Consider the following 25,709-nt stretch of genomic DNA (forward strand, 5'->3'; position numbering starts at 1 on the left):
TCTATATAGTTGTCTTTTAAATATGTGGACGATGAAATAAAAGATGTAACAAGGTTTTCCAATATTACTTTCTCTAAAAACTGTCCATTCTTGTCTAATACTGTAAATGTTCCATCAGAAAAATAAACCATCCAATATGGAGTATTATTATAAAATGCGATATCCCTATCTGTGATTGTTAAATTAGTCCAATGCTTTATTATATTAATTATTTCTGTTATTGATGCCAACCCGTAATGTGATATTATAGGTTCAATAAGGTCATTACCTGCTATTAGTTTTACATCTTCTAGGTAGTTACCATTACGAATATCTCCTTTTACATTTCCATTAGCATCAGATAACGCAATCATTAATCCAGAAGAAAGACTATTTTTCCTTTTTTCTTTATAAACTTTTCCTAGAAATTTCAACCAGTCATTCATATTAACTGGATTTTCATGTGCTTTGCATTCACATATTAATGGATATGTTTTTGACACTCCAAAATTCGTCATATGCTTCTCTGCAACAACATCTATTTCATTGCCACCAGAGCCGATTTCATTCGTGGCAACATAATCATAACCATAAGAAGACAATAATACTTTTACTATTGTTTCCAACAATGTACCTTTTTTATCTTTGTTTTGTTCGAGCAATAAAAGTTTCATATGTTTTTGGGAGTTTTATCTATTTTTTTCACTGAATAATGTATATAGTTTCTTCGCTTCCTCTTGCAACTTCTTCGGATTTTGCTTGGCCAGTTTCTTCAGATTAAGAAGTTTCCATTGCACAGACGGATAATCCTTAAAGTACTCGTATTCGTATCCATCCCATTCGGGCTGACCTGATTCGAAACTGATAAGGAACTTCTTATCCGCTTCTGTCATCAACGACTTGACATCATTAATGAGTTTGCCACGGATTTCTTCAAACTCTTCGTATGTAAATGGAATATCAGTCATTCCTGCAAACTGATTATCCATTGCTTCCCGCTGGTCAATCAAGCGGGGAGCAAATGACTCATGTATTGGTCTATCGCTGCCAAGCAAGCAGAAAATGAGTCCTTCACGGCATTTGCTCAATGGAATATCCATATACTTTACATCAAACAAGTCACGAGGATGTTGGCGCGAAAGTGCTGCTGCAATCTTGCCACCATACAATTGAGTTAGGGGCACAACATTTGCCTCACAAAAGAGAGAAAACTCTTCCTGTGCCTTCTCAGTCAATGGTATAGTTTGTACCTCGCCTCCTACAATACCTCTCTTGGTCTGGTTGACCTCTATCTTCACCTGCTTACCTCGATACTCGCATAACAGTTTACATGTATTGAAGTTGGGAACAACGTGCATCCCTTTGAATGCTTTCTTTGCCTTGTCAGCAATGGATTTTAGATGCAAATTGATGTCATCCAAACTTGTCTGACGGTTAGCCAATGGGATATAGGTCAAATCAATATCTACAGAATAACGTGGCAAGTCCTTCAAGAAAAGATTGATGGCAGTACCACCATGTATGGCAAACACCTCCTCTTCCATCACAATCGGAATGAGACGGAGTAGCAACTCAACCTTCTGCGCATAAACATTTGATCTTATATCATTCATATTCTGCAAGTTCTTTGAATAATAAACCTTTTATACACTTCTTGTTACCGAGATTAATAGTTCATAATAATCTCGAGCATTTTCTCTTGATGTTGAACCATATCTTCGACATTCCATTCTAAACCAAATAGACGCTTAATATTTTTGTTCTTAATTCCTGCATCGTAATTATCCTGACATATCTGTAGCATAATTCGGAACTTTAAAGAAGCTATACTCACTGGGTTTGACTTTGTATCAAGATAGCGATTCTTTTTATCAATTGGATTCCAATTCGAACCAGAACTATTTGCATCAGACCCTATCATGGCAAAATTGCCAAAGCAATTTATATCATGCGTACTAATTGGCATATCATCACCAGCCTTGGCTTGTGGATAATAATGTTCCAAACTTTTTCTAGTTCGTGAGAAATAGAAGTTATTGAAAACATCTAACTCAAAGTCACTACAACCTAATGCTTTGAAAAAGTCTATTCTATTACGAGAGTCCTTCTTTGCTTTGTTTCCACGAAGTTCCTCTGCATATTTCTTCCAAATTTTATAATCCGTATAGTTAAATACGTAAAGAGGTATATTGCATGAACCAATAGAATAAATACTATCAAAATCTCGCTCAACATCTTCTAATTCAACGTTTAGTTCACTTCCATTAAGAATAGTATCATCAAAACTATTAGGTTTGGGCTGATTCATATCATTGAGTTTGCTCGCATCAAGATACACATCGAAGAAATATTTATCTGCCAGTTTTCTTAAGAACTCCACATAGTTATCAAGGTCACAATCCTCGAACAAATGGTATAAACAATAGAACATATAGTTCTTTCTTTGTTTGGGTGTGAAAGCGACTTCAAACATGGAAAGTAATTGGATTACTTCGTTTTGTTGTGCTTTTCTATCCTCATACAAATCCTTTAGATAAGCAGCCTTATTACCTTTCTTATAATAATATTGCAACTTCCAGGGATTCTCTAAGACTCTGTCTTCTCCATTTGCATGATGAATCACATAATTATCAAGAAAATATTTAGCCAAGAGGAGATTGTATGCAAAGTCCTTAACGAACTCTGGGGTAAGATTTACCTTCTCGAACTCCTTAATGAGTTCTTTATCGTCAAGCGTAAAACTCAAAGGATCGAAATCATCTTCATTCCACGACCTTGTAATTTTCAAGACAATCAATAGAAAATTCGGAAAGTCTATTATCGGTTGGAAATGATCGTTATTGTCAAATTCTCCATATTTATCTATCATTCTTATAGGTGAATATAAAAGTTCTGAAATAGTTTTCATACCTAATGACGAAGATGAGCCTACATTAGAACTAGGGAACTCGTCGAAAGACTCTATAACAAAATCTTCCATAGTTTTACCAAAGACATTTATATCAGGAAGTTTCTGTTGAATATAGAAACCCATGTCGCTACAAGCCTCCCATATACGACTAAACTTCTGCATCGCGTCGTCATCACCTGTTAATTGATTGCTGAGTTTAGCTTTTATTATCTCATGCTTTTCTAACTGCTCACCACGAGAGTTCATAACCTCAAAATAGTGATTTAAATCCACATCTTTCGGCACACGATAGTGAATGATATGTACCTTGTTCAAGAAAAAATCCTGGAATGCTTCCATGTCAGCCTTCTTTTCGCCAACAATGTCTTTGAGTGCTTCCTTTGCATAATTGAATCCGTCAACAATACCCTGATCTTTTTCTTCACTAAACTTAGGCATTTTCTCTATTGTCGTAGCAGAAATCTTTCTTGCAGAATAAGTAAGATGGTTTCCAATCGTTTCAATACCCAAAGCCTTCAAGATAATGTAAATTGTTGTCAGACGCTGTTGACCATCAATAACTTCATAGATATTCTCGTCACGCTTGTATGTGACAAGAGTACCGATATAGTAAACTGACTTCGTCATCGAATCATATACATCATTTATCAAAGCACGTATTTCTTCACGTTCCCAAGCATAATTACGCTGATAGATAGGTATTTTGTATAAGATAGATGTCCCTCTGTTCGAGAAATAGATGTCGTTAATCGAACATTCTTCAAGAATAGTTTTCAAATCTTTCATAGCCATTATTATTTATAGAAACCATTTAATTGGAAGAAATACAGATAGTTTTTATACACACCATCTTTTTCATCCTTAAGATTCTTCAATATTTCACCATTGCCACTATACTCACAGCATTCCTGCGCCCAACCATCTTTAATGTCCTCATTAGAAAGCGGATTAAGTTTATCTGCCAAAGCACTTAGTAAAGAGGCTGGCGTATCTTGTTTAGCAATCAGCTTATACATATTGAATGTATTAATTTTATCACTCCACCCCATAATATAATTCTGTGCAGAAAGCCAGCCGAGGTTAGTGTATTGCGCTCTCAATGAATAAGCCCATATAAACGCATATATAACAAATTGTTCAAATAGTTCCATATCTTCTTTCGTCGGATATGTTTCTGGACAAAATCTATCAACATAAAGTAGAACAGAGGTATCAAACATCAGACGTGCTATGCCATTACCTATACCTTTTTTGAAATATCGATCCAGAGTTTTAACTATAATATTATCGTTGATATAGAACCCCTCATACTTATTGTTGTTCTGTATATCCTTGAGTATATTATAGTAGTGTTTTGTATATTCAAAGAATGGCTTGCCTGCAATTATTGGTGTGTTCAGCTGGAACGCATTTACATTTCGAGTTCCCGAAACAAAAGGCATAGCAGAAGAGTTAACCATGTCAGCATAGCAATAGGCACTCTTATAGAATTGGGCATAAGGTGTCCTTGCAGAACGTGTAATACCTTTGAACATCTGGATATTATGCTCATTTAAGACATTGGCTTTGTTGCCACTTACCCATTCTTTAATACGATATAGATAATTACCAAAGAAATCGGCTAAACCACTTTGTGAGACCTGTTCCCAATCCTTTACCATCTTTTCTGTTTCTTCATCACTAATGTCATTCATTTCACGAAGATGGTACGCTTTCAGTAAATCATGAGGGTAAAGAGCCTTACCTCGAGCATTTTGAGAATCAAAGAATTGGAACGCTTCTGATACATCGGAGGTTATCACAACTATCAACTCACACCTATTCTCAATGTACTCCTTAAGACGTTCCATTTCTCGTTGATGTTCTATAGCTGACTCGCTTTCCTCAGATTTTAATCCAACCCTTCGGTAAAGTGCATTATAATTGTTAGCAATGTTATGGTTATTGTGTTCATTATCATATATCTTCTGTTGCAAGAACTCTATACCTTTTTCTCCTAATGCTGTTAGAAGAAGTGAGAAAGTTATTGTTCGTTGCTGACCATCAACAATATCATATAGGTTCTTACCCTTTGCTTTATGAAGGATAAGTGTGCCGACTCTGTATCTTTCTTTGTTGCTATTCTTTGCATCAATAATATCATCAAGCAATTGAATGGCATTACGAGCAGTCCATTTGTATGGACGTTGATAAATAGGCACACACAATTTTACGCCTTTGATTGGCTCCCCGTTATCCGTTATAGTTATGGTTTGACGAAGGAGTAAATCACCTATAGTAGTTATTGATAACGTCAAATTATTCATATTCTGCTAGTTCTTTAGATATTGTCATATTATACTTATTGATGTACTTTCCTATTGGAGTAATCATAAACCTGGATGTGCCAAGATTAATATTCTCCAGTTTCAAAGCCTTATACCAGGTGTGGCCAGCCTTTTCTGCCATATATAAGAACAGTCGTTTCACTTTCTGTGACGTGCAAGCCTCCAGTAATGTCTGAACCAACTTGGGACGCAATGTCGTCAAGCCCTCCATGATATAATAGATATCGAGCAAAGATGATGATGCATCCGGCAAGTTCAAACACTCCAACATGGCACGCTCTGGAGATGACACCAGCAAATCATGTTGATTGATTGTCATGGTTTCTACCCCCAACAGCTCATCACCCAGAAAAGAGGTAGTCATATATTTTATAGTCATATCCCACTCCTCTTTTAGTAACCATGAAGGTAACTTGTTGCTTTTGTCTGTAAACAGATAAGCCATAGGTTTCCCCATTAACAGGTAATGGGAGTATCCGCGGAGTTCCAAAGCTGTATATGCACCTACAACACAACTCTTACTAAGTTGAGTGTTGTATGACGATACAGCAGCAAACAGGCTTGGTTCTGTCCCGTGTATCTTATAAACTCCTTTCGAAATACGGTCAAGCCATCCACTTTTCATATAAGCATACTGACCACGTGCATCCAATCCTTGACTTGAAAGCCACGAACCAAACAAGACCGATTCATTGGGTGCCGTCTCTAATATTTGCTGTATTTTTGTAGCCATCTTCGTTTATTTTATGAATACCAGCCTAAATTTGTTGCAAATATACTCTTTTTATTTTATTCAACCAAACATTTTCCTCAAATAACGGCTATTTTTATATAAATTTATCTCCAAATTCGTATTTTTAGCGAATTTAAGAGTAAAAAACGTGCAAAAAACTATAAACAGAGATACAATTGCCATCAAAAGAAAAAGAGGTCGATAGCCAGGATTAATTTCTGAGCTTGGTTTAGTTTAATCCCATATTAAATATCTATAAGCTTAACTAAATCTTATATCTTCCGAGTACTATTAATGTCATGCCGAATGGTCAGGATCAAAGATTAGAAGAAAAGAAATAACACGTTATAGCCTAAGGCAAACAAGGGTTAACACTTTTTAATAAACCAATTTTACTACAATAGAAAAACCGATTTTTACCAAGATTATAAAGATATACAAAGAACTGCAAAGATAAATGTACCTAAAGAAGCTAAAATTGGAGGTTACTCTTCACACCATTTTCAGCTATTGCAGGAATCTGCAAAAATTCGTGTTAACGAATGTGAATATACGAAGAACTGGAAAAACGTCTTTGCAGATGTTTGTATATTTTATTTTTGACGGCAGCTTCATTTGCAGATGTTTGTATATTTTCCGTCCCTCCTCCGTCCCTCGGCATAGTATCTGTCCCCCGTAATTGGAGGTACATGTACTGATTATCAATTACTTATATTTGCAGATTTTACATTCTGCATCGGCAAGTAGCCCTGTTTGAACAAACTTGAACATTACGGAATATTTATGAATAAGTGCCTCATTTTGAGGCACTTTTGTTTTTTAACACTTTGAACGAACAATTTGCTATTCCGAAATATTCCAACTAATTTTGTATCGTCTTTCTACCGCGACACTCGAAACGGCTTTCTCAGTCACTCCCTTTTGACATTGAAGACACAAGCGTGAGACGCTGTGAGAAAATGCCAAATGACATTGAGGGTACAACCGTGAGACGCCATGAGACGTGGTGAGACACAATGATACACTTTAGGAGAAATAAATAGCACCAACGTTTGTAATACAATGGAGATTAAAAAGCAATGCCAGTACTGCGGATGTTCCTTTATTGCGCATAAGATGACCACAATCTATTGCTCAGCTTCGTGCAATAACAAGGACTACAAAAGCAAGATCAGGGAAAAGCAGATAGCAGAGTACCAGGCACAACATCCAACCCCATCACCACGAGTCGTGAAGCCAACTTCAACGGCTAAGGAATTTCTAACTCCTACTGAAGGAGCAAAGCTTCTCGGAATAAGCAGAGCTACTTTCTATAGGAACATGCGCGAAGGTACGATCAAAGCCGTTCAGATGCGTGGGAAAACCATCATTAGAAGAAAGGACATTGAATTTTTGTTTGACAATCCACCTGAATACAAAACACGTTCGCTTGACCCTAAGATGAAGCAAAAGCATGAATACTATACCATGAGGCAGATTGAAGAAAAGTTCAAATGTTCAAAGAAAGCTATCAGAACCAGGATTGAGAAATTTAACATCCCAAAGATTTATCAAGGCAGGAACACCTACTTTGATAAAGCCCTTGTTGACCTTCACTTTGCCGAGCTTATAGCAGAGTTTGACAGGAGAGACTATTATACAATAGATCAGTTGGAGGAGAAATTCCAGATGAGCCACCAAGCAGTTCTCTCCTTTGTCCAGCGAAACAAGATTCCTCGCATCACTCAAGGAAGAAGCGTTTACTACTCCAAGGTTCATGTCGATACGTTCAAAGGTGAACAAGAGAAGGTTGATCCGAATTACTATACCTATAGTGAAATCATGGAGAAATACAGCTTCAGCAAAGATCAGGTAAGTTATTACATCCACAACTATGATATACCAAACCATAAGCACGGTCGCTTTACGCTGGTAGAGAGAATGGTCTTTGACCGCATCATCAAAGAGCGTATGGAAACCAACTCTCTCGCAAAGGAGAAAGAACGCAGAGAACAACAGCCAAAAACATGCGTTGTCCCAGAAGGCTACCTCTCAGTTGCACAGATAGCGGAAAAGTACGGAGTTTCACAGAAACATGTTACTGCCAAGACCAGAGAAGGCAAAGTTCCGAAGCTCGTGATAAAGCATTTCAACTACTACAATGAGGAAGCCATAGAAGCACTCTTCAATCGAGATCCTGAAAAGTTCGAGGTGCCAGAGGACTATATTACTGCAGAACAGGTGGCCAAGAGATTCAAGGTCACAGTGCACTATGTGCATAACAGAACACGCACTGCCAACACGCCAAAGATAACCGTTAAGCATGTTAACTTCTATGAACTAAAAGCAATAGAAGCATTGTTTGGCAAGAATGAGGCAAGTCTGGAACTCCAAGGTGATGAAACAGCAGAGTGGCTGACTGGTGAACAAGTTGACCAGGTGCTCAACTCAACCGTTGTGGCAAGACGTACTTTTGTCTCACGTCACAAGATACCAAACAAGAAGGAATATGGAATTACCTACTATTGCCTTTGCCTCTGGAGTCAACGCAACAATGCACCCATCGTTGTTCGAGAGAACACAGACGGGTTTACCTTCAAGTCCAGGATGGAAGACCTTTTCCACAGAACAGAAGAAAGAGTTGCAGTCAACGAGAGAGTACATTTATTTGTTATGTGGCTTGTGGATGATGTAAGTAACAGTTCCCCAGATACTGAAATCATCATCTTCAGTAACCTTTATCTCAGGATAATCGGGATTGGCAGGTATCAGCCATCCTACTCCATCACGTTTCTCAAAACGCTTCAAAGTGTATTCGCCGTTCTGTTCACAGACGGCAACCTCACTTGGAGAAGGATTACGATTGCTCTTATCCACGATGACTATGTCACCAGAATAGATGTCAGCGTCAATCATCGAGTTACCCTCAACACGAATGAGGTACGATGATTCGGGATAAGGACAAAGCATCTGCAGGAGTTCAATGCTCTGAGCTTTCTCGTCGTTATCCAAAGGAATAGGAAAGCCGGCAACAATGCCAACGTCAAAGAAATGCATCTTCATTTCCTTGACCTTCGTTGCAGGATAGGCTGTACCAATCTGGGAGAAGTCGGGCTCAGATTCCATCATGGAACGACCGATACACTCCTTGATGAACTCCGTCCTTTGCTCCTGAGCATCGAGGAATCTGGCAATTTCTCCTGAAGCTCGGAATGTGTACAGTTTACTTCCCTCCTGTTTACGAGGTCTTCCAGCTCCAGGTCTTGCACCGCCTCGACCTGATTTTATATTCTTTTCTGCCATATAAATCAAATTTAGGTGCAAAGGTACTTATTTTAATTGAATATCGTATTACATTATTCATAAAATTAGTGTTTACAAAGAAAAAATGCCCATACCTGTGTAATTGTACACAGATATGAGCAACTATCGGGAGAAAAAAGTCAATTTGTATGTCTGTATGATTATATAGTACAGAGTTTAGAATGATAATAACAAAAATCCTCAGGCATATGCGCCTTGATGTATGCCAGTTTATAACAGATCAATGCTCTATTTCTAAAGAACTTTCGATTACTCAATGAATGTCCACGAAGCTCTATCTCATGTAACACAATCTTAATGGCATTCTTGTTTTGCTCGCGTTCAAGTTCTGACATGGAGTCAAAATACTCTAGAATATCCTCCTTCTGCTCCTTCCACAGCAATATACCATGTGTATCGCTGAGGATTGAGTTTACCTTTTCGAGTTCTGTAAAACGAGGATAAGTAAATGGATGCACCTTCAGAATCTTCATGTAAGTATAGATGTAGGGATTGATTGCCAGTCCATGACTGAAAGCAATGGCTGCTGCAAGTTCATCAAAGTTAGATGGTTTAATCTTGAGAAGATCATATCTGTCCCATTCCGATTCCATCATATATATACCATCAGTATCAGCTTCCTGAAAGATACGATATGTAGAACTGTCATCAAGTGGTAGCTGACTGAAGTCTATGTTGGCAGAGGCAAGTTTGATCAACTGCTCTGCCTTTTCCTGTGTCATACGTTTCATGCTTCTATTGTCCTGTCTATTATAAGATAAATGTTACTGAATTTTGCTATCGGCTTACCCAGATAGGTTGATGTGTTAAAGCCGTTTTGCTTTGCCCAGGCAACAGCATTGTTTCGTACAGTGTCTGAGAAATAGACTGGTAGAAGCTTCTGTGCTATTGCATCTGCCCAGTTCATCGGCAAGCCAATGTTTGAAACGTCGCTAACCCTGGCAATACCTAATGCTATACACACGATGCTCTGAGCAAATGGAGCTTTGTCTGCTGTAACCGATGCACCGAACTTCTGTTCTACCCCATCAATCAGTTTCTTCATAGTGAGAAGATCCTGAGTAAGTCCCAACTCTGCGATGTATTCCAACTCAACAATGGCGAGTTTATATAGTACGCCACCTTCTGCCACACCGAGTTTCTTCAAGCCCCATTGCACCTGGAAACGAAGGGCTTCCTGAGCATTCTTTAATGAAATTGCATCTTTACGTTTCTGATTCTTATTCTTTGCCATAATAATATGATTTATTAGTAATTGGGTGCAAAAGTAGTCTCCAGCTATGCAATTATGCTGCATAACCCACAAAAAAATATAAATTTTGAAGATTTTTCGGAGGTATGCAGTGTTTTTGCATACTTGTTTAGTACCTTTGTAGCACAATTCGATTACGACTCATATACACATTATTATATATAAATATGATAAGCAGAACATTTAACCGCTACATCTGGTTGCTGAATACCCTTATCCAGCATAAGAGGTTGACCTTCGAGGAAATCAGCAATCGATGGGACAATAGTCGTTTAAGCGATGGAAAGCCTCTTGCTTTGCGAACGTTCCATACACACAGGGATGCTATCTTTGACCTCTTTGAAATAGAGATCAAATGTGATACCTCGACCTATGAGTACTATGTATCTACCATGGAACCGCTTCGTAAGGACATGACAAAGAAGTGGCTGCTTAACTCTTTTACCCTATCCAACATGATCGAGGCAGGTCACAACATGAAGGATCGTATTCTGTTTGAGGAGATACCTCATGGAACAGAATATCTTCAGACTGTGATTGATGCCATGCTACAAAGCAAGGAACTTGAAGTTGACTATCAGTCTTTCTATGGTCATCGGTCAACATACCACATGCACCCTTATGCTATGAAGGTATATAATCAAAGATGGTATGTTGTCGGCTATATAAAGGAAAAGGAAGGAATAAGGAATATCGCCCTTGACAGAACCCTTGAGCTGACCATCGGCACAGAGACTTTTGTTCTACCTGACGATTTTGACGCAGAAGAGTACTATGCAAACACCGTAGGCATCTTTGTCAACGAGAATCAGAAACCCCAGAAAGTTGTTGTCAGAGCCTTTGGCAAACATGTGGAATATATGCGTACCCTTCCCTTGCACCATACCCAAAAAGAGAGCAAGACAATACACGAGGAGTACAGCGACTTCCAGTACAAACTTTGCTTAACCCCTGAGCTCAGTACCCACCTCCTGGCTATGGGCGAGAAAGTAAAAGTTTTGGAACCAGAAGAATTAAGATCAGAGATAAAAAACAGATTATTAGCAACCATACAAAATTACGAATAAACAAAATGGAAAGGCTATTAGATAAACTGATGAATCCAGACGGTAGTCGAATTTGGATTCTTAACCGTAAATACTGCCCTCATAAAGCCATGTTGGATGGAGAAGCAACGGTTGTGTATTCCTATGACCCTGTGGGTACAGAAACACCATTTTCATTAGATACGATAAGCAACATTCAGAACTATAACTACAAGACGTATCTTCAATCTTACAAGGAAGAACGAAAAGAGCTGCTTGATTATGATGCTCCAGAGCAAAGAATCATTGCCGTCTGGAACTACTACAAGAACGTAACCAAAGGCGATATAATGCTTTTCGTACACGGAAATGAAGTTGAAGGGTATTATGTCATCACGGCAGATAATGTTGAAATATCCCAAGGCGAAGATTTCTGTGCTCATACATGGAAAGCCGAAAGAGTAAAGTTTGTCAAGCCACTCTGTATAGAAAGCAGATTTGGCAGTCCTTACTTTAAGCTGATTGGCGACTTCAAGAGAGAGATCATAGCCGCCCTGAAGAAGTCTATATGATGCAAATTACTGGCTAAAACTGCATTTTTTCAAAAAAAAATCGCAGGTATGCAGAGGTTTTGCAGACCTAAGCTATAATTTTGCGGGAAATTTCAATTCTCATTCGTATATATAATATAGAACAACTCTAATTTTAATCATATGAACAAGAACATTACAATCCGCAAGAGCCAGTCAGTAGAGTCATTCCTTCAGGACGCATCCAAGCATCCCCTCCTCACCATCGATGAAGAAGTCAAGCTTGCCAAGCGTGTTCAGAAAGGAGATGAAGATGCTATGAACCGCCTTTATGAAGCTAATCTTCGTTTCGTGGTAAGTGTAGCAAAGCAGTACCAGGACAGAGGTCTTTCCATGGAGGAACTTGTGGAAGCTGGCAAAGAAGGTTTGAAGATAGCAAGCAAGAAGTTCGATCCAAGCAGGAAGTTCAAGTTTATCTCCTATGCAGTCTGGTACATCAGACAAGCAATTCAGCAAGCAATAAGCGAGCACAACGGTAACGAATAATAACTATAAGGATGAACATAGTACAAACCTGCATAGGTGAACTCCCTGAAGAATTGCGGGAAGCAGCACTTGCAATCCAAAGGGAAAGACGAAAGGTCGGCAACATGTTTTACCCTTATCTGTCGGATGATTGCGTAAAAGCATTGGAAGATGAAATAATGCTCACCTTATGGCCAATGGAGCACAGCTTCTATTTCATATTGACAGACATAGAGCATTATGTGGAGATTCCAGAATCAGAATATCCGTTGTCTGCGGAGAAGGCAAAGTCTTATCTTCAAAATACGAAGCAATGGACAGACAATATACAAGAAATGATGTGAGTCTCTGGAGTGATGAATAGGAAGATGGCAAAAGGTAATACAACATATCAGCAAACCCAATGGATATTGGAAGACTATAAATCAATAGTTGAAGATACTGAATCTTATGGTTATGATAGTATAGACGGACATATGGATGAAATACTCCAAGATATAAAGTCAGATGTTGATAGTGCTTTTAAGTGTAACATAGACGTAAGCGTCATCATAAATGTAATAGATGAATATGAAGACAAAAGAAAGAATAGCCCAGTTGTTCAATAATCTGGATATATGGATTGGGCTCCCGAAATATCAGGCAGAAAGAAGGCTTGACGTTTTCTTTGGCTTGTATATGGAAGACATTCTGAAGGAATGCCGTAGCGACCTTTTCGCAGAGGAGGATCAACTGATTCTTGTGCCAGAATTTCCACTTCAAAAGAACAAGTCCAATAATGAGTGTACCAATATAGATTATCTAGTATTCAATATAACAAAGAAATGTGTCCATGCAATTGAGTTGAAGACAGACACACATTCTGTTGACGATGACCAGATAGACTATTACGGCAAGTTCAAGCATGAGACTTCACTAGAAGACCTCTTCTCTTTTGCGAAGAAAAAAAGAGCTGGGCGCAGTGGCAGGAAGTACAGATACCTGTCAGAGTACATAACCGAGAACCATTTGGAAGAATGTCAAACGAAGGGAAATGTAATATACATATTGCCAAATTGCGATTTTCCTGATTCTATCAAGATTTCGGACAACGGTTTTGATTCAATAACATTCTCAGACATAGTAAACAGAATGGAGAAGTATGCTACTGATGACGAACTTCTAAGTGCCTTTATTCATTTTTTACAGAAACATCAATGAAGATAAAAATACATAGAGGACTCGACCAAATCGGAGGTTGTATAACGGAGATTTCCACGGAAACCTCCCGAGTTTTCATCGACTTTGGTCAGAACCTGCCTGGCAACGGCGATCCAACTACTCCCGAAGAGGACGAAGCAATGGTGACGGAGATATTTGCCCACAACAAGAAGCAGCATGAAGCCGTATTCTACACCCATGGTCATGAGGATCATGTCGGATTGTTTGAATACATTCCTGAAGATGTTCCTCAGTACATGAGTGAAGGAACCAAGGGATTGCTGGAGATAAAGTACGACGTTCTTTACGAGGGCGCAGACCTAAAAGTTAACGAACTCCTCGAAAATGAATGTGACTCGCAGGAGTATAGCGATGCATTGAATAGACTCATATCCGCTGACAACAAATGTAAGTTGCTCAACAAGATTGAGGTATGGCAACGCACTTCGTCACGCAAAGCTCCAGAAAGCATTAGCATTGGCGACATCAAGGTTACACCTTTCTTCAACTGCCATAGCATCTATGACTCCCACATGTTCCTCATCGAAGCAGACGGCAAGCGTATTTGGCACATGGGTGACTATCGCGAGCATGGTTACATGGGTAAAGGGCTGATTCCAACACTGAAGAGATATGCCACAGACATCGATGTGCTTGTTACCGAAGGAACAATGCTGAAGCGTGAAGACAAGTGCATCCATGAGCATGTTGTATCGTACAAGATGCAGAATGTGATGAAAGCCTTCAAGTACGTCTTCGTCCTTGCATCTGCTACAGACATTGAGAGACTTGCAGCTATCAAACAGGCTTCTATCGATGCAGCCAAACCACTATGCATTTGGTCTTTGTTTATGAAGAAGACGATGGCATACTACACAGAGCGCGAAGCAAAAGCATCAAAAGGTTTGTTCTCATTCGAACCATTGTTCTACAATGATCGACTGCTGAAGAAACTGAAGCAGACTGGTATGACAATGGTAGTAGGTACATCGCAGATGGAACGTGTAAAAGGATTGCTCGACAAGCTTCCCCAGGAAGAAACACTTCTCATCTACTCATCATGGAATGGTTACTACAAGGATCCAGAGCAGGTGAAAGCCAACCCGAAGTACAAGCAGTTCCGCGAAATGTTCCACAATATAGTGGATATACACACCTCAGGTCATGCCGACCGCCAGACAATCGAAAAAGTCATCAAAATCGTTAAACCAAAGGAAGTTATCTGCATACACAAGGAAGCAGATGCAGAATTATAATATTCCTCAAATCCGCAAGCAATCTCAATTGCAGTAAAGAGCTTGAACACTATGCATCATGATAGTATGAGCGTGAATTTTGTCCGATTTGTGCACACCTTCCCCATCCCCCACAATGCGACTTGAGGTAATACGCAGATTAAAACCATAAGGAACGGATTTTATCCGAATCCAGTTTTGAAAGGTCTTACATAAGCCCGATTTTCAGTATAGATATTCAGCACGTATTGCCTTGCTGTCATGATCCACTTGGCAGGTACGGAGATGAAGCTGAAGACGAAAGCCTTTATGCGACTCGTTTCCTTGAGCCCGAAAGCCTTGTTGTCAAGCTTGCTAATGATGGTCTTATAGAAATTGTGTATCAATGCCGTAAGCAGAAGGAATACGGTGTTCTCTGCCATGAACGACTTGGGGAGCCTGTTCCAGCCGAATCCGTTGTTCATATCATCGAATATACGCTCTTTGCCCCCACGCTTGTTGTAAAATTCGACGATGTCTCTTGTTGATGAGTCGTAATCGTTGGTAAGAATGCATCTGTAGGTGTATTCACCTTCCCACAAGTCAAGCTCTCCATCCATGCGCTTTTGTCTCTGAATGACAAGACGATAGCACTTGCCTTCCCATTTCTCAACGAGAATGGAATTGAGTTCAAACTGGATGCCGTTGATTTCCTCCGTCTTCCATCCCCTCAGTGCAAACAAGTCATCGTAGAGCGAACTGCATCTGTTGGCGCGGATGTAGAAGTGCGTGCAATGCTTCTCTATCTCACTGACAATTTCCTTCGAGCACGAACCACAGTCGGCTCTGAAGCGATTCACACGGATGCAGTTGGCTTCCAGTAGGGCAAAGAATCTCTTGTGGGTCTCAGCCTGATAAAAGCGCACATTTGTGTTTCCATCGCTGTTCTCAATATAGACAATCTTCTCACCGATGACATATACGCCAGGTCTGTAACCGAGGAACTTCTTGTATGTCGGTTTGGCATCATACTTCTCTGTTTCAAGGAACTGATGGTCGAAATCAACATCATAGGATTCCACCTCATTCAGTTCACCGGTGGAAACCAAGGCTTTTATAAGCAAGGCGTTGAGCTTGTCTGCCGTATTGAAATCATAGGTCTTGCCCTTATCGGAAGTATATGAGATGTTTTCCTGTGTCAGTTCCTTGATGGCTCTGAGGATGGTATCTGAGCTGCATGTGCGCAAGGTCGGATGATACGAGAGATGACGCATTAGATGCGATGTTACATCCTCCACGCATGAGCCTCCACAGAAGTACACGCTCATCAGCAAACGGACAATCTCGCTATACTTATAGCCGATGATACTGCGGCATCTCTGACCAAGTGTCCGGTCGATAATAGGTGAAAGCATGGAGTCAAATTGCTCCATGATTGAAAAAATTCCTCCAAAAGGTGTGAGTTGTTCGGATTTTATTTGTACCTTTGCCATGTCTTGTTACGATTTACGTTTGTTTTGAATTACAACACTAAGACAAGTGAAAAATCTGACATGGCAAAATCCTGAGCAACTTTTTGTTGCTTAGGAACTTATAAACAAAGTTAAATCAAAGTGTTGCGGAATTAAGGATATTGTAAGATATGGCAAATATCATCTATACAAATCATTTTGAAAAGATCGATCTGTTTCAAAGACTAAAGAAGGAAGGTCGGATTGTGAATACTCCTTTCCGGAATAAGGTTTCGGAAAACTCTTTTTGTTTTGAAGTTGGAATGAAGCCTTCCAAAACAGAAGAATACAAGGAGCGTTTGCTTCAGACAATAAAGGATGTCTTCGGAATCACTAACAGTTCTTTTGACGAAAAGTTTAACCAAGCTATAAATGGTGCAGGTCAGGAATGGAAAGAGCTCAACGTATTCCACTCATCTTCACTCCTCGCATTACTGTGTTTTTACAATGTTAGTAAAGACAATCCACTTTCTGTAGAGATTGAAGGCAAAACCTGTAAATTTACTACGAGTGAATTTGAAGTGTCTAACATCATCGGAAAGAATATAAGGGGCAGGAATTATTCATCCCATATTGACGTAAAGCTCACAGGAACATGTGAAGGTAAGTCTGTCTCATTATATTTAGAGTCCAAATTTTCAGAGTATGTTAACCAGAGGGGAAATACGTCCTTCTCATACACGGATGATTATAATTCAATATATTCTAAGCTGCAAGGTAAGATAGAAGACTTGGATATTAACATAGGAAGTGATAAGATAACATTGGTCCAAACCAACAACAAACGGCCAGCTCGTTATTGGCAAGGAATAAAACAAATGATCTCACACTACCTGGGAATGAAGAATTGCAAAGATGAGAGTAAACTCATCTACCTTGGAGAAATATTATATGACTTCCGTCCAGACATATACAAGCCGAATGACTTCTTCGGAGATTATGAAGACATACACAAGCAACTTGTAGATGCATTAGAAGAAATAGAATCACAACCACAAACCTTCAAGGTGGGAAAGAACATACTAACATATCAAGGGTTGTTCATTAACTACAGTTTGGATGAACGAGTACGCGAACTCTATGACCTATAATGTGTTGCATGAAATATAAAACAATAATACAGAACGAATATGAAGACAAGAATTATTTTATTGGCTCTCTTTTGTTCCACGATTGCACATGCTCAATCAATCATTGATCAGGTATTTAAGACGATAGTTCCTGAGACAGAAAGAGCATTCTATAATTTTCAATCAATCGATGGACAGACAAAAATCTTTGGCTATGGCAACGGCATAAGCAATGTGTATGACGAGAAGTGAAACACGTTAGAAAACCACAATGCTGGGCAAGAGGAACTTAATACGGGTTATTATTACTTGACCAGAGGCTACCAATATGATAGCAACAGAGAAAAATATACCACCACTGCTTGGGAGAAAACTGAATATTCAAAAAAATCGGCAAAATATTACTATAGCATTTGGACTGAAAATTATAACAAATTCTATAATGGAGAGGCAAATACTCTTTATTATCTAAGGAACGTGGATCAGGTTTTTCTAAGGTCTCACTCAGTTTCAACATTTAGTGATAGCTATACGGGTATCGCTGGTCAATTAAACCGTGTCAGTCATTATTATACCGCTTTAACGACAGAATTCAACATGGTAGATTGAGATGGCAATATTTTGTGTAAAATAGAACCACCATACTACATATCAAGTGGATTTTGTCAAGCAATAGATGTTAAAGATAAAACCTATGTGATTGTGACTGCTTACTACATGTATCCTAAAAATGTTATTCAAGATTGTGATCCGTATAGTACTGTCGAGTATGATATTTCCTCCAAGGAGGTAGAGCCAGGTTATTACCATTATTTCATTTATGAGTATGACTCTAAAGCGAATGCCATCCAAATGGTAAAAGCTGATAAGTCATTGGCTAACAGAAAAGAAGTCGCTCCTTATGATGTAAATGGAAATAAACTGAACAGTCCACAAAAGGGGATTAATATTATACTATATTCAGACGGTACGACAAACAAGGTGTTAGAAAAATAAATGCGAATATTACAAATCTCCGACACTCACAATAGGCATAATGAGCTGACTAACCTTCCTGAAGCTGATGTTGTCATTCATTGTGGCGACTTCACAGAACAAGGCACAGAGGAAGAAACTCTCGACTTCTTAAACTGGTTCATAGAACTGCCATATAAACACAAGATATTCGTCACAGGAAACCATGACCTCTGTCTATGGGATGCTGAAGGCATAGAAGACCTCCCAGAGAACGTCCATTTCCTCCAGGATCGAGGATGTGATATTGAGGGCATGAAATTCTTTGGACTGGCGTACAATCATTCGGAAGAACTTCTTCCAAGCGGAATAGACGTACTTGTCACACATGAACCGCCAATAATGATACTTGATCAATCGTCAGGAACCCATTGGGGCAATGCACCTCTTCGGAATAGAGTGTTTGAGATTAAGCCTAAATACCATTTGTTTGGTCACGCACACGATGCTTATGGCACAGAAAAGCAAGAAGGCATTGTATTCTCAAATGGAGCAATCCTTGATGATAGTTATAGTAAGATTAATAAAGCACATATTTTTGAAATAACAAAATAGCGACTATGGATAAAAATACATTATATGAAGCGCTTGCTGGTTTCAATGGCGTATCTGACATTAAATTGGAATCGGTGAAACAAGAAGAATTATCAAAACAATTCTCCGAGGTAGCGAAAAGAATATTCAACACAGGCTATTTTGAGGTTAATGGAAGCCGACGCATCTACCCTACCGTTATTGAGTTCTATTATCACGAAGAAGTAGAAGGTGGATTGGAGGATCCAATTATGTACCATACTAACCTCAATAATAAGGGACAAGTTGATTATTATCCCTTCGGTTCATTTAACTTTCACGTTTCTGGCTTGGATGTGACCTTCGAAAAGAAGGATGAATATCGAGCATCCTTTCTTATAAGGGAATATGACGTGTATTCCCTCAAAGATGGAGCCTGGATAAAAGACAAATCAGAATGTCGTTCAACATATATCTATGAGGACATGCTAATGGGATTATCTGTATTTGATGGCATATCCATCAATTGGGTAACAGAACAGTCAGCCATCGAATATAGCGTTACTACAACAGAACGCAAAAATGTGGCTTCATACCATATAGAGAATAACAAATATGTTAAGGACGAGATAAGTAACGAAGACTACAAGAATCTGCAAGATTCAAAAAAAACTCTTTACTTCTCATATTCTGGAAAGAAATACAAGAAGTGTACAAGACAATGGAGTTATCATCGTTTAGTAATACTCTAAAAAAAAGTAGATTGTTTGAAATACTACAAGCAATCTACTTTTTACTATGTATTAAGACATACATCTATTGTTGTACGGGAAATACTCCCAAGTTACACAATGTAATCCTCCCCCTCGTTCGATAAGAGGTTTAGCATAAATTGGAATGATTTCATCATCTGGAAAGAGTTCACTAAACTTAGCTATGGCAGCTTGGTCATTGTCGCACTTTGCATCCTTTGCCAAGCAAGGAAGCAGTACAGCACCTGGAACTTTCAGAAAATTCAGGTAACACCACGAATCTTCTTCAAGTTTGCAGTCGTATGACAGTTCCACAAAGGGAAAGTGTCCATCAATCATTTTTAATAAACGTTTGTAGTAGTCTTTCTTTTTGCCTTTTGCTGTCTGGCAATAATTGTTAATGAGAAGTCTGCCATCTGGTAAAGGAGCAACCATTCCATCAGTATGACCATAGGACTCATCCATATCCCATGGAAGAAGGACAATATCTGCAGCAAGAGATAAGTGAAGTCTTTGTATCAACTCATGTAATGGCCAATACGAATTCTCCATCAGTATCTTATCCGTCATGAATACAGTACTGTTTCTGTTGCCATTAAGCCTTACATAGTTTCCTCCATCAAAAATGAATCCCATTCTAAGAGGAATTTTTATGTTTAGATCTTTGCATGCATCTATTTGGTTTGTGATATATTTGCGGTTACATTTTTTGTCCCACAAATAATCTGGTTTGTATTCATATGTAGCATAGTAACCATCATCAAACAATGATACTGGCATGTAGTCGCGACACCATAAATCATTTGTGTTACTCAGTTCCATGTGATTAATACCAAGGCGGTCAAGAACCGCAAACAAATCTTGTGCAACTCCCTTGCTAAAACTTGTTGTATGCAAGTATGGTGATGTACAAATAATAGGCTTTTTAATATTGTTCATTTCTTAACAAAGTATTGTTTATAATTTATTGTCGAATTTATGAGAAGACGCCTTATTAAATTCGTTTGCAAAGGTATGGGATTTCATATAACAAAACGAAAATTTTTCGTTAAAACGTGTTAAGATTTTTTTAATAGATATTTACACGTAGTGTATTGTTATTTAGTTATTTATAATAAACTGCAAACAATAATTTATAAAGCAAAAAGCCCATATTTACCAAGAGCAGACGGCAAATATGAGCTATTAAGAGATATAAATGAAGAATGTTAGTTCTGGATAACCAACCTCATGGCTGTTTCATCAAGAGCTACATGATGAGCAAAAGATATTGAGTGTCCGTCAGAAATGGCAGACACATCAATGCCACGACGAACAAGCTCATCGATGAGAGCATGATCGTGTGCAGCACGAGCAGAGTTGAAACCACGGTTTCCTACCTGTGCATTGAATGATTCAACAAGTGAAGTGAGAGATGCTTCAGCGAACTGTGAAGCGAATTGTGATAAAATGTTCTTTTCCATGTTAGGATGTTTTTGAAGTTTAACTTAATCTTCCACATCGTACCTTGGCCACCGTGGCTGCCCTTTGGGCTTAGTTGAGGATTTCATCCTCAACCTCCTAAAAGCTCGGTTGGCGAGTTCGCTAAAAGCGACTGCTCTTGATGTTTCGAGTGCAAAAGTACGAAAAATAATTGAAAGACAATCAATTCTAATAGGAAAAGTCAAAGATTAGGGCGGGAATTGTCCAAACAGGCATCAACAGCCAGTACGCCAGAAAGAAGGAGTGTCCTTCAAACCTAACTGACGGAAAGTATCAAGCAAAGTGTTTAGTTTTGCTTCATACCTTCTGGCAATGGATTGAAAGACTCTCCTTGTCGTACCTTTGCCAGAGGGTTATTCTTCTAATAGTCGATACCCTCACCATCAGAAGAATATCTCTACGGCAAACTGTTCATGTCCGTTTAGACAATGGTGTGGGCAACGATTATAACGAAAGAATACTCAGCAAAGCTGCTCTACAATGTATTCAGACACTTCTGCAGCAAAAGTAATCTGCGATGGCAACATCTGTGAATACTTATGCACGCAGAAATGATTAACCATAAAGAACTACCCCAATTCGGGATAAAATAGCGATTAGTTGCATGTTAAGAGAGATACATGAATTCTCTTCCCATGCCATCAGACATGGGCTATATATAAAGAATCGAAAGAGATTATTCTGTCCTTAGAACAATGTAAGTTGCTTCGTGTCTTCGATGCAGTATCCTTGCAATGCCTTTGGCTTGTTATCAAAGAAACAATATGCTCCCAAGGCAGAAATAAGGTTCATGATAAAGTTGCTTACAGATCTATGGCGTGAATGTACAATCTGTGCCGTATTCTTCAGCATGTCGTTAATGGTTTCGATAATGTATCTCTTGCGCAGCATCATTCTGTCATAGAACGGCATCAGCTTGTTTCTCATGTTTACGCGCAACCCTGTCACCAGCTGTATTCCGTCACACGCGGCTTTCCAACTCCACAAAGCGGTTGTACGACACAGCTTTCGGAAAATAAGACTTCATCGTACCCTTAATAAAGAACAGGTAGTAGTGCTTGAAATTGCGGAATGTACCGAAATGGAAATACAACAGAATCGTCATGATTTCACTGTCGGACAACGATGCTGCACGCCGTCTACGCTTCACTCCGCTATTGTCTTCCAGCAAATTTCCTGCATTTTCTGCATCAAAATGTTTGCAAAACTCGTCTATAATACAAAATAATTCTGTAACTTTGCAATCGGTAGTCATATTAAATATTTTTGTAACTAATTGATTTTCACCTATAAAGATACAAAATATTTATGAGACTACCAACTTTTTACAAGCTATTTATTATCCCGAACTGGGGTATTATTTTATTTTCTCTCAGATAAATGAACTTGCATTCATTTTGTATTGTCTTCGTTTTGCACTATCTTTGCACACATGAAGAAGATACTTTTTCTACACGGATTCTTCGCCACGGGCAGTTGTCCGATGGCGAAGGCATTGAAAGAGGCGTTTGAGGGGACAGCGGTGGTGCTGACTCCCGACCTCCCATTGCACCCCAAGGAGGCACTGAAGGAGATTCGCTCCATCATCGACCGGGAACAGCCCGACTTACTTCTAGGCAACAGCTGCGGCTCTTTCCTTGCCCAGATGCTGGCTCCGGTGGTGGGCATCCCTGCCCTGCTTGGCAATCCGTATTTCATGATGACGGAGTTTCTGAAGGAGCGAATCGGAGAGCATGAATACAAGGCTCCGAGAAGAGACGGCAATCAGCGGCTGGTAATTGACGAGGCGTTGATTAAGGAGTTTGCGGAGTTGGAAGCCGTACAGTTTGACCATTGCACCCCATATTATAAGAATCGTGTGTGGGGACTATTTGGTGAACAGGACACCCTGGCTCATTTCGCCCCTCTCTTCCTGGAGCATTACAACCAAACCTTCCATTTTCCAGGCGGTCACACGCCTACAGAGCAGGAGGTAAAGACCTGGTACGCTCCCCTTGCCAAGAAAATGTTGATGAAGTTTTCAGTAAACTTTTAATCGTTTCACAGAGATAGATAAATAATTATGGAGACATTCAATAATGTAATAAACAGTGGCCAGCTTGTTCTGGTCGATTTCTTTGCTACATGGTGCCAACCTTGCAAGGCGATGCACCCCATTCTGGAGCAGGTGAAGAGTGTGTTGGGCGACCGCATCCGAATCATCAAGGTGGATGTAGATAAGTATGGCGTAACAGCAAGCCAATACCGCATCCAATCCGTGCCTACACTGATGCTCTTCCGCAACGGAGAAGTATTGTGGCGCACAAGCGGTGTGGTAGATAAAGCCGAACTGCTGGCTACGCTTGATCCATTCTTAATATAAAAAGATGAAAAGAATAAAGGAAGAGCAGCGAGTTGTGGAGCAGATGATACGTTTGTACTGCAGGAAGAAGGAGGGCAATAATGAATTATGTCCTGGGTGCCAAGAGTTGCTACAGTACGCTACTGCAAGGCTGGAACGCTGTAAGTTTGGCGATAACAAACCAACTTGCAAGAAGTGTCCCATCCACTGCTATCGCCCTCAGATGAAAGAACGAATGTGCAAAGTGATGCGCTGGGCGGGACCGAGAATGATTTGGTATCACCCGATAGCTGCCATCAAGCATGTCATAAGAGAATTGTAACAATAAGAAAATGAGCATGAAACAGATAGAAACACTCGTCTTTGATTATGGAGGTGTCATCGTGAATATTGATGATGCCTCTGTTGTAAAAGCCATGGAGAGCCTGGGCGTTACGGCGTTCATGCGACTAATCCATGTCCGCAAGATCAAGAGACTGATGCACCAATATATTAATGGTCTGGTAGCGGAAGCAGAAACTTTGAAAGAGATGCTGAGCCTTTGCCGCAAAGGAACCAAAACAGAGGATATTGAAAAAGTACTTGAAGAGCTGTGTGGCAATCTGCCTGTGGAAAGACTGGAGGCATTGGTCAAGCTTCGGAAACGATACAAGGTCTATCTGCTCAGCAACATCAACGACACGCTTTGGCAGAAATCGGTCAATCAGATGAATCAGCTTGGATATTCCACAGACGAGCTGTTTGATGAAATCTTCCTCTCATACGCCATGCGGAAAGAGAAGCCATCCGTCGAAATCTATGAAGAGATGACGCAGCAGACAGAATTGAATCCTGCCACCACCCTCTATTTCGATGACCGTGCCGAGAATGCCGAAGCAGGCAAGCGTTTTGGTTTTCAGAGCGTACTGGTAAAGACCAATCATCTGGAAGAGCATCAGGAATGGCAAGAAATTAACAAGAATATAAAAGAATAATCTTATGCGCATAATAGGAAACTTACTTTGGTGGCTCTTCGGAGGTCTCGAAGCTGCCATCGGTTATTTTACCGGAAGTCTGGCTCTTGCATGTACCATCATCGGCATTCCCTTTGCGATACAGACATTCAAGATTGGTCTGCTCTGCCTATGGCCTTTTGGTTCTACAGTAAGAGAATCGAATAGTCCAACTGGTTGCATTCGCATTCCGCTGAATTTACTCTGGCTGTTTTTCGGAGGATTGTGGGCTTGCATCATGCATCTGTTCTTCGGCATTCTCTTATGTATAACCATTATCGGCATTCCTTGGGGGAAACAGCATTTCAAGATGGCTGGGCTTTCGCTCGCACCATTCGGCAAGGATGTAGAATTGGGATTTTAAAGAGATAAAAAAGTAGTTGAAAGGATGAATACATTACACAGTTGCCTCGCCTACCATCTCCTTGTCATCAATGCAGTTACATTCATCGTGTACGGCATTGACAAGTATAAGGCTAAGAAGGCCAAGTGGCGCATTCCGGAAGCCACGCTTTTGTTGCTAGCTGTGTTTGGAGGAAGCATTGGGGCATGGATGGGAATGAAAGTCTGGCACCATAAGACGATGTACAAGAAATTCAAATACGGCATTCCTGCTATTCTCCTGATACAGATTGCGCTGATGGCGTATTTCCACATGAATCTTTGAAATCAAATAGTTTGAAGAAAATTATGGCAATGACAATTGATACAACAAACCTCTGTTCGCATCTTCAAAAAAAGTTGTTTGAACCTGAGGGAATATATTATCCTATCTGGCAAGCCATGCAGAATGATGAGGGGTTGACAGCCGTGGTTCGCTCACGACAGCTTCATATTTATCGTAACGCTAAGAAGATTCTCATTCTCGCTGGCAAGGCTCAGCCGAAGATGCAATTCTGATGTGGGCAATGAGAATGCTATGGAACAGGAGCACTATTCAGACTCGGAGTATGTAGCCTGATTTCTGCATCAATGTTTAGCGGTCTAACTAAGCAACTTGTTAAAATAGCCAAAAATAGAACAGAAAAGCAAGTA

General features: G+C 39.6%; 31 protein-coding genes, 3 pseudogenes and 1 riboswitch. Of the genes and pseudogenes, 20 read left to right on the plus strand and 14 right to left on the minus strand.

The window, feature by feature from the left end; genetic code table 11:
- The 5 genes from CIK90_RS01660 to CIK90_RS01680 all read right to left on the minus strand — a co-directional run.
- On the minus strand, positions 1-653 hold a 653-nt coding region (locus CIK90_RS01660; RefSeq protein WP_144007189.1), incomplete at its 3' end, for a restriction endonuclease.
- Positions 654-668: 15 nt separating this feature from the next.
- Positions 669-1,592 (minus strand): nucleotidyl transferase AbiEii/AbiGii toxin family protein, encoded by a 924-nt coding sequence (locus tag CIK90_RS01665; RefSeq protein ID WP_094464174.1) that lies wholly within the window; start codon positions 1,590-1,592, stop codon positions 669-671.
- 53 nt (positions 1,593-1,645) lie between these two features.
- Entirely contained in the window at positions 1,646-3,676 is a 2,031-nt protein-coding gene (locus tag CIK90_RS01670; protein ID WP_094464202.1) for a DUF262 domain-containing protein, read from the minus strand.
- An 8-nt stretch (positions 3,677-3,684) separates the two neighbouring features.
- Positions 3,685-5,196 carry a DUF262 domain-containing protein gene (locus CIK90_RS01675; protein WP_074613701.1) on the minus strand — a complete coding sequence of 504 codons (1,512 nt, stop codon included), beginning with the start codon at positions 5,194-5,196 and terminating at the stop codon, positions 3,685-3,687.
- A complete protein-coding gene (locus CIK90_RS01680) occupies positions 5,189-5,950 on the minus strand; it encodes a type IV toxin-antitoxin system AbiEi family antitoxin (protein ID WP_094464175.1) in 762 nt (253 codons plus the stop codon). Before CIK90_RS01680 ends, CIK90_RS01675 begins: the two co-directional genes overlap by 8 nt.
- Before the next feature lie 1,116 nt (positions 5,951-7,066).
- Between CIK90_RS01680 and CIK90_RS14400 the strand changes: the two are divergent.
- Positions 7,067-7,327: pseudogene (locus CIK90_RS14400) on the plus strand (helix-turn-helix domain-containing protein); the annotation flags it as partial.
- 1,125 nt (positions 7,328-8,452) lie between these two features.
- On the opposite strand, the pseudogene CIK90_RS14070 reads toward CIK90_RS14400, so the two are convergent.
- From CIK90_RS14070 to CIK90_RS01710, 4 genes and pseudogenes are all read right to left on the minus strand, one after another.
- Positions 8,453-8,593 (minus strand): annotated as a pseudogene (locus tag CIK90_RS14070) (Y-family DNA polymerase); the annotation flags it as partial.
- On the minus strand, positions 8,594-9,232 hold the full coding sequence (locus CIK90_RS01700) for a LexA family transcriptional regulator (RefSeq protein ID WP_094464177.1): 639 nt from the start codon (positions 9,230-9,232) through the stop codon (positions 8,594-8,596).
- Between the two features lie 161 nt (positions 9,233-9,393).
- Entirely contained in the window at positions 9,394-9,984 is a 591-nt protein-coding gene (locus tag CIK90_RS01705; RefSeq protein WP_094464178.1) for a hypothetical protein, read from the minus strand.
- Positions 9,981-10,487: a hypothetical protein gene (locus CIK90_RS01710; RefSeq protein ID WP_094464179.1), complete on the minus strand. Its 507-nt coding sequence runs from the start codon at positions 10,485-10,487 to the stop codon at positions 9,981-9,983. Before CIK90_RS01710 ends, CIK90_RS01705 begins: the two co-directional genes overlap by 4 nt.
- 185 nt (positions 10,488-10,672) lie before the next feature.
- On the opposite strand from CIK90_RS01710, the gene CIK90_RS01715 reads away from it, so the two are divergent.
- The 7 genes from CIK90_RS01715 (at position 10,673) to CIK90_RS01745 (ending at position 15,041) form a co-directional block, all read left to right on the plus strand.
- Positions 10,673-11,572: a YafY family protein gene (locus CIK90_RS01715; protein ID WP_094464180.1), complete on the plus strand. Its 900-nt coding sequence runs from the start codon at positions 10,673-10,675 to the stop codon at positions 11,570-11,572.
- 5 nt (positions 11,573-11,577) lie between these two features.
- Positions 11,578-12,102 carry a hypothetical protein gene (locus CIK90_RS01720; RefSeq protein ID WP_144007191.1) on the plus strand — a complete coding sequence of 175 codons (525 nt, stop codon included), beginning with the start codon at positions 11,578-11,580 and terminating at the stop codon, positions 12,100-12,102.
- A 141-nt stretch (positions 12,103-12,243) separates the two neighbouring features.
- The gene (locus tag CIK90_RS01725; RefSeq protein ID WP_094464182.1) at positions 12,244-12,606 is read left to right on the plus strand and encodes a sigma-70 family RNA polymerase sigma factor; all 363 of its coding nucleotides are present in this window, start codon (positions 12,244-12,246) and stop codon (positions 12,604-12,606) included.
- An 11-nt stretch (positions 12,607-12,617) separates the two neighbouring features.
- On the plus strand, positions 12,618-12,929 hold the full coding sequence (locus CIK90_RS01730) for a hypothetical protein (RefSeq protein WP_094464183.1): 312 nt from the start codon (positions 12,618-12,620) through the stop codon (positions 12,927-12,929).
- A 24-nt stretch (positions 12,930-12,953) separates the two neighbouring features.
- On the plus strand, positions 12,954-13,193 hold the full coding sequence (locus CIK90_RS01735; RefSeq protein ID WP_144007192.1) for a hypothetical protein: 240 nt from the start codon (positions 12,954-12,956) through the stop codon (positions 13,191-13,193).
- A complete protein-coding gene (locus CIK90_RS01740; protein WP_144007193.1) occupies positions 13,156-13,785 on the plus strand; it encodes a hypothetical protein in 630 nt (209 codons plus the stop codon). Before CIK90_RS01735 ends, CIK90_RS01740 begins: the two co-directional genes overlap by 38 nt.
- Positions 13,782-15,041: an MBL fold metallo-hydrolase RNA specificity domain-containing protein gene (locus tag CIK90_RS01745; protein ID WP_094464185.1), complete on the plus strand. Its 1,260-nt coding sequence runs from the start codon at positions 13,782-13,784 to the stop codon at positions 15,039-15,041. The genes CIK90_RS01740 and CIK90_RS01745 overlap by 4 nt, the downstream gene beginning before the upstream one ends.
- 161 nt (positions 15,042-15,202) lie before the next feature.
- On the opposite strand, the gene CIK90_RS01750 is transcribed toward CIK90_RS01745, so the two are convergent.
- Positions 15,203-16,492, minus strand: a complete 1,290-nt coding sequence (locus CIK90_RS01750; RefSeq protein WP_094464186.1) for an IS1380 family transposase — start codon at positions 16,490-16,492, stop codon at positions 15,203-15,205.
- 149 nt (positions 16,493-16,641) lie between these two features.
- Here CIK90_RS01750 and CIK90_RS01755 point away from each other — a divergent pair, with 149 nt between their 5' ends.
- The 5 genes from CIK90_RS01755 to CIK90_RS01775 all read left to right on the plus strand — a co-directional run bounded on the left by CIK90_RS01755 (position 16,642) and on the right by CIK90_RS01775 (position 19,859).
- Complete coding sequence (locus tag CIK90_RS01755) at positions 16,642-17,601, plus strand: hypothetical protein (RefSeq protein ID WP_094464187.1); 960 nt, start codon at positions 16,642-16,644, stop codon at positions 17,599-17,601.
- Positions 17,602-17,640: 39 nt separating this feature from the next.
- Positions 17,641-17,832, plus strand: a complete 192-nt coding sequence (locus CIK90_RS01760; RefSeq protein ID WP_094464188.1) for a hypothetical protein — start codon at positions 17,641-17,643, stop codon at positions 17,830-17,832.
- Positions 17,833-18,201: 369 nt separating this feature from the next.
- A complete protein-coding gene (locus tag CIK90_RS01765) occupies positions 18,202-18,576 on the plus strand; it encodes a hypothetical protein (protein ID WP_144007194.1) in 375 nt (124 codons plus the stop codon).
- A complete protein-coding gene (locus CIK90_RS01770) occupies positions 18,577-19,149 on the plus strand; it encodes a metallophosphatase domain-containing protein (protein WP_094464190.1) in 573 nt (190 codons plus the stop codon).
- Between the two features lie 5 nt (positions 19,150-19,154).
- On the plus strand, positions 19,155-19,859 hold the full coding sequence (locus CIK90_RS01775; RefSeq protein ID WP_094464191.1) for a hypothetical protein: 705 nt from the start codon (positions 19,155-19,157) through the stop codon (positions 19,857-19,859).
- Between the two features lie 51 nt (positions 19,860-19,910).
- On the opposite strand, the gene CIK90_RS01780 is transcribed toward CIK90_RS01775, so the two are convergent.
- The 4 genes and pseudogenes from CIK90_RS01780 to CIK90_RS14610 form a co-directional block, all read right to left on the minus strand.
- Positions 19,911-20,798, minus strand: coding sequence for an agmatine deiminase family protein (locus CIK90_RS01780; protein WP_094464192.1), 888 nt, complete (start codon positions 20,796-20,798; stop codon positions 19,911-19,913).
- A gap of 269 nt (positions 20,799-21,067) precedes the next feature.
- Positions 21,068-21,322 (minus strand): hypothetical protein, encoded by a 255-nt coding sequence (locus CIK90_RS01785; protein WP_094464193.1) that lies wholly within the window; start codon positions 21,320-21,322, stop codon positions 21,068-21,070.
- Positions 21,321-21,471: riboswitch (SAM-I-IV-variant riboswitch) on the minus strand. Its footprint overlaps the gene before it by 2 nt.
- 557 nt (positions 21,472-22,028) lie before the next feature.
- Positions 22,029-22,301 (minus strand): annotated as a pseudogene (locus tag CIK90_RS14605) (transposase); the annotation flags it as partial.
- Position 22,302: 1 nt separating this feature from the next.
- Positions 22,303-22,596, minus strand: coding sequence for a hypothetical protein (locus CIK90_RS14610; RefSeq protein ID WP_371591491.1), 294 nt, complete (start codon positions 22,594-22,596; stop codon positions 22,303-22,305).
- 177 nt (positions 22,597-22,773) lie between these two features.
- Between CIK90_RS14610 and CIK90_RS01795 the strand changes: the two genes are divergently transcribed.
- The 7 genes from CIK90_RS01795 to CIK90_RS01825 are packed head-to-tail and all read left to right on the plus strand — an operon-like array spanning position 22,774 to position 25,574.
- Positions 22,774-23,376 (plus strand): YqiA/YcfP family alpha/beta fold hydrolase, encoded by a 603-nt coding sequence (locus CIK90_RS01795; RefSeq protein WP_094391577.1) that lies wholly within the window; start codon positions 22,774-22,776, stop codon positions 23,374-23,376.
- 27 nt (positions 23,377-23,403) lie between these two features.
- Complete coding sequence (gene trxA / locus CIK90_RS01800) at positions 23,404-23,703, plus strand: thioredoxin (RefSeq protein WP_022121765.1); 300 nt, start codon at positions 23,404-23,406, stop codon at positions 23,701-23,703.
- A 4-nt stretch (positions 23,704-23,707) separates the two neighbouring features.
- On the plus strand, positions 23,708-24,004 hold the full coding sequence (locus tag CIK90_RS01805; RefSeq protein WP_094391578.1) for a nitrous oxide-stimulated promoter family protein: 297 nt from the start codon (positions 23,708-23,710) through the stop codon (positions 24,002-24,004).
- Positions 24,005-24,020: 16 nt separating this feature from the next.
- The gene (locus tag CIK90_RS01810) at positions 24,021-24,656 is read left to right on the plus strand and encodes an HAD-IA family hydrolase (RefSeq protein ID WP_158216012.1); all 636 of its coding nucleotides are present in this window, start codon (positions 24,021-24,023) and stop codon (positions 24,654-24,656) included.
- A gap of 4 nt (positions 24,657-24,660) precedes the next feature.
- On the plus strand, positions 24,661-25,038 hold the full coding sequence (locus CIK90_RS01815; protein ID WP_094391580.1) for a YccF domain-containing protein: 378 nt from the start codon (positions 24,661-24,663) through the stop codon (positions 25,036-25,038).
- A gap of 24 nt (positions 25,039-25,062) precedes the next feature.
- Positions 25,063-25,341, plus strand: coding sequence for a DUF1294 domain-containing protein (locus CIK90_RS01820; protein ID WP_094464195.1), 279 nt, complete (start codon positions 25,063-25,065; stop codon positions 25,339-25,341).
- Positions 25,342-25,370: 29 nt separating this feature from the next.
- On the plus strand, positions 25,371-25,574 hold the full coding sequence (locus tag CIK90_RS01825) for a hypothetical protein (RefSeq protein WP_094446228.1): 204 nt from the start codon (positions 25,371-25,373) through the stop codon (positions 25,572-25,574).
- Positions 25,575-25,709: the final 135 nt, after the last annotated feature.

The sequence above is a fragment of the Prevotella sp. P5-126 genome, from assembly GCF_002251185.1.
In the GTDB taxonomy this organism is placed as follows: Bacteria; Bacteroidota; Bacteroidia; order Bacteroidales; family Bacteroidaceae; genus Prevotella.

What these genes read in the sequence shown, in the direction of transcription:
- CIK90_RS01795 (WP_094391577.1), top strand. Translation starts at nt 22,774, where the DNA reads ATGAAGAAGATACTTTTTCTACACGGATTCTTCGCCACGGGCAGTTGT.
- CIK90_RS01680 (WP_094464175.1), bottom strand. Translation starts at nt 5,950, where the DNA reads ATGGCTACAAAAATACAGCAAATATTAGAGACGGCACCCAATGAATCG.
- trxA (WP_022121765.1), top strand. Translation starts at nt 23,404, where the DNA reads ATGGAGACATTCAATAATGTAATAAACAGTGGCCAGCTTGTTCTGGTC.
- CIK90_RS01715 (WP_094464180.1), top strand. Translation starts at nt 10,673, where the DNA reads ATGATAAGCAGAACATTTAACCGCTACATCTGGTTGCTGAATACCCTT.
- CIK90_RS01810 (WP_158216012.1), top strand. Translation starts at nt 24,021, where the DNA reads ATGAAACAGATAGAAACACTCGTCTTTGATTATGGAGGTGTCATCGTG.
- CIK90_RS01735 (WP_144007192.1), top strand. Translation starts at nt 12,954, where the DNA reads ATGGCAAAAGGTAATACAACATATCAGCAAACCCAATGGATATTGGAA.
- CIK90_RS01770 (WP_094464190.1), top strand. Translation starts at nt 18,577, where the DNA reads ATGCGAATATTACAAATCTCCGACACTCACAATAGGCATAATGAGCTG.
- CIK90_RS01785 (WP_094464193.1), bottom strand. Translation starts at nt 21,322, where the DNA reads ATGGAAAAGAACATTTTATCACAATTCGCTTCACAGTTCGCTGAAGCA.
- CIK90_RS01825 (WP_094446228.1), top strand. Translation starts at nt 25,371, where the DNA reads ATGACAATTGATACAACAAACCTCTGTTCGCATCTTCAAAAAAAGTTG.
- CIK90_RS01820 (WP_094464195.1), top strand. Translation starts at nt 25,063, where the DNA reads ATGAATACATTACACAGTTGCCTCGCCTACCATCTCCTTGTCATCAAT.
- CIK90_RS01760 (WP_094464188.1), top strand. Translation starts at nt 17,641, where the DNA reads ATGAAGACAAGAATTATTTTATTGGCTCTCTTTTGTTCCACGATTGCA.
- CIK90_RS01675 (WP_074613701.1), bottom strand. Translation starts at nt 5,196, where the DNA reads ATGAATAATTTGACGTTATCAATAACTACTATAGGTGATTTACTCCTT.
- CIK90_RS01665 (WP_094464174.1), bottom strand. Translation starts at nt 1,592, where the DNA reads ATGAATGATATAAGATCAAATGTTTATGCGCAGAAGGTTGAGTTGCTA.
- CIK90_RS01705 (WP_094464178.1), bottom strand. Translation starts at nt 9,984, where the DNA reads ATGAAACGTATGACACAGGAAAAGGCAGAGCAGTTGATCAAACTTGCC.
- CIK90_RS01725 (WP_094464182.1), top strand. Translation starts at nt 12,244, where the DNA reads ATGAACAAGAACATTACAATCCGCAAGAGCCAGTCAGTAGAGTCATTC.
- CIK90_RS01700 (WP_094464177.1), bottom strand. Translation starts at nt 9,232, where the DNA reads ATGGCAGAAAAGAATATAAAATCAGGTCGAGGCGGTGCAAGACCTGGA.
- CIK90_RS01775 (WP_094464191.1), top strand. Translation starts at nt 19,155, where the DNA reads ATGGATAAAAATACATTATATGAAGCGCTTGCTGGTTTCAATGGCGTA.
- CIK90_RS01755 (WP_094464187.1), top strand. Translation starts at nt 16,642, where the DNA reads ATGGCAAATATCATCTATACAAATCATTTTGAAAAGATCGATCTGTTT.
- CIK90_RS01745 (WP_094464185.1), top strand. Translation starts at nt 13,782, where the DNA reads ATGAAGATAAAAATACATAGAGGACTCGACCAAATCGGAGGTTGTATA.
- CIK90_RS01710 (WP_094464179.1), bottom strand. Translation starts at nt 10,487, where the DNA reads ATGGCAAAGAATAAGAATCAGAAACGTAAAGATGCAATTTCATTAAAG.
- CIK90_RS01805 (WP_094391578.1), top strand. Translation starts at nt 23,708, where the DNA reads ATGAAAAGAATAAAGGAAGAGCAGCGAGTTGTGGAGCAGATGATACGT.
- CIK90_RS01740 (WP_144007193.1), top strand. Translation starts at nt 13,156, where the DNA reads ATGAAGACAAAAGAAAGAATAGCCCAGTTGTTCAATAATCTGGATATA.
- CIK90_RS01750 (WP_094464186.1), bottom strand. Translation starts at nt 16,492, where the DNA reads ATGGCAAAGGTACAAATAAAATCCGAACAACTCACACCTTTTGGAGGA.
- CIK90_RS01815 (WP_094391580.1), top strand. Translation starts at nt 24,661, where the DNA reads ATGCGCATAATAGGAAACTTACTTTGGTGGCTCTTCGGAGGTCTCGAA.
- CIK90_RS01780 (WP_094464192.1), bottom strand. Translation starts at nt 20,798, where the DNA reads ATGAACAATATTAAAAAGCCTATTATTTGTACATCACCATACTTGCAT.
- CIK90_RS01730 (WP_094464183.1), top strand. Translation starts at nt 12,618, where the DNA reads ATGAACATAGTACAAACCTGCATAGGTGAACTCCCTGAAGAATTGCGG.
- CIK90_RS01720 (WP_144007191.1), top strand. Translation starts at nt 11,578, where the DNA reads ATGGAAAGGCTATTAGATAAACTGATGAATCCAGACGGTAGTCGAATT.
- CIK90_RS14610 (WP_371591491.1), bottom strand. Translation starts at nt 22,596, where the DNA reads ATGACTACCGATTGCAAAGTTACAGAATTATTTTGTATTATAGACGAG.
- CIK90_RS01670 (WP_094464202.1), bottom strand. Translation starts at nt 3,676, where the DNA reads ATGAAAGATTTGAAAACTATTCTTGAAGAATGTTCGATTAACGACATC.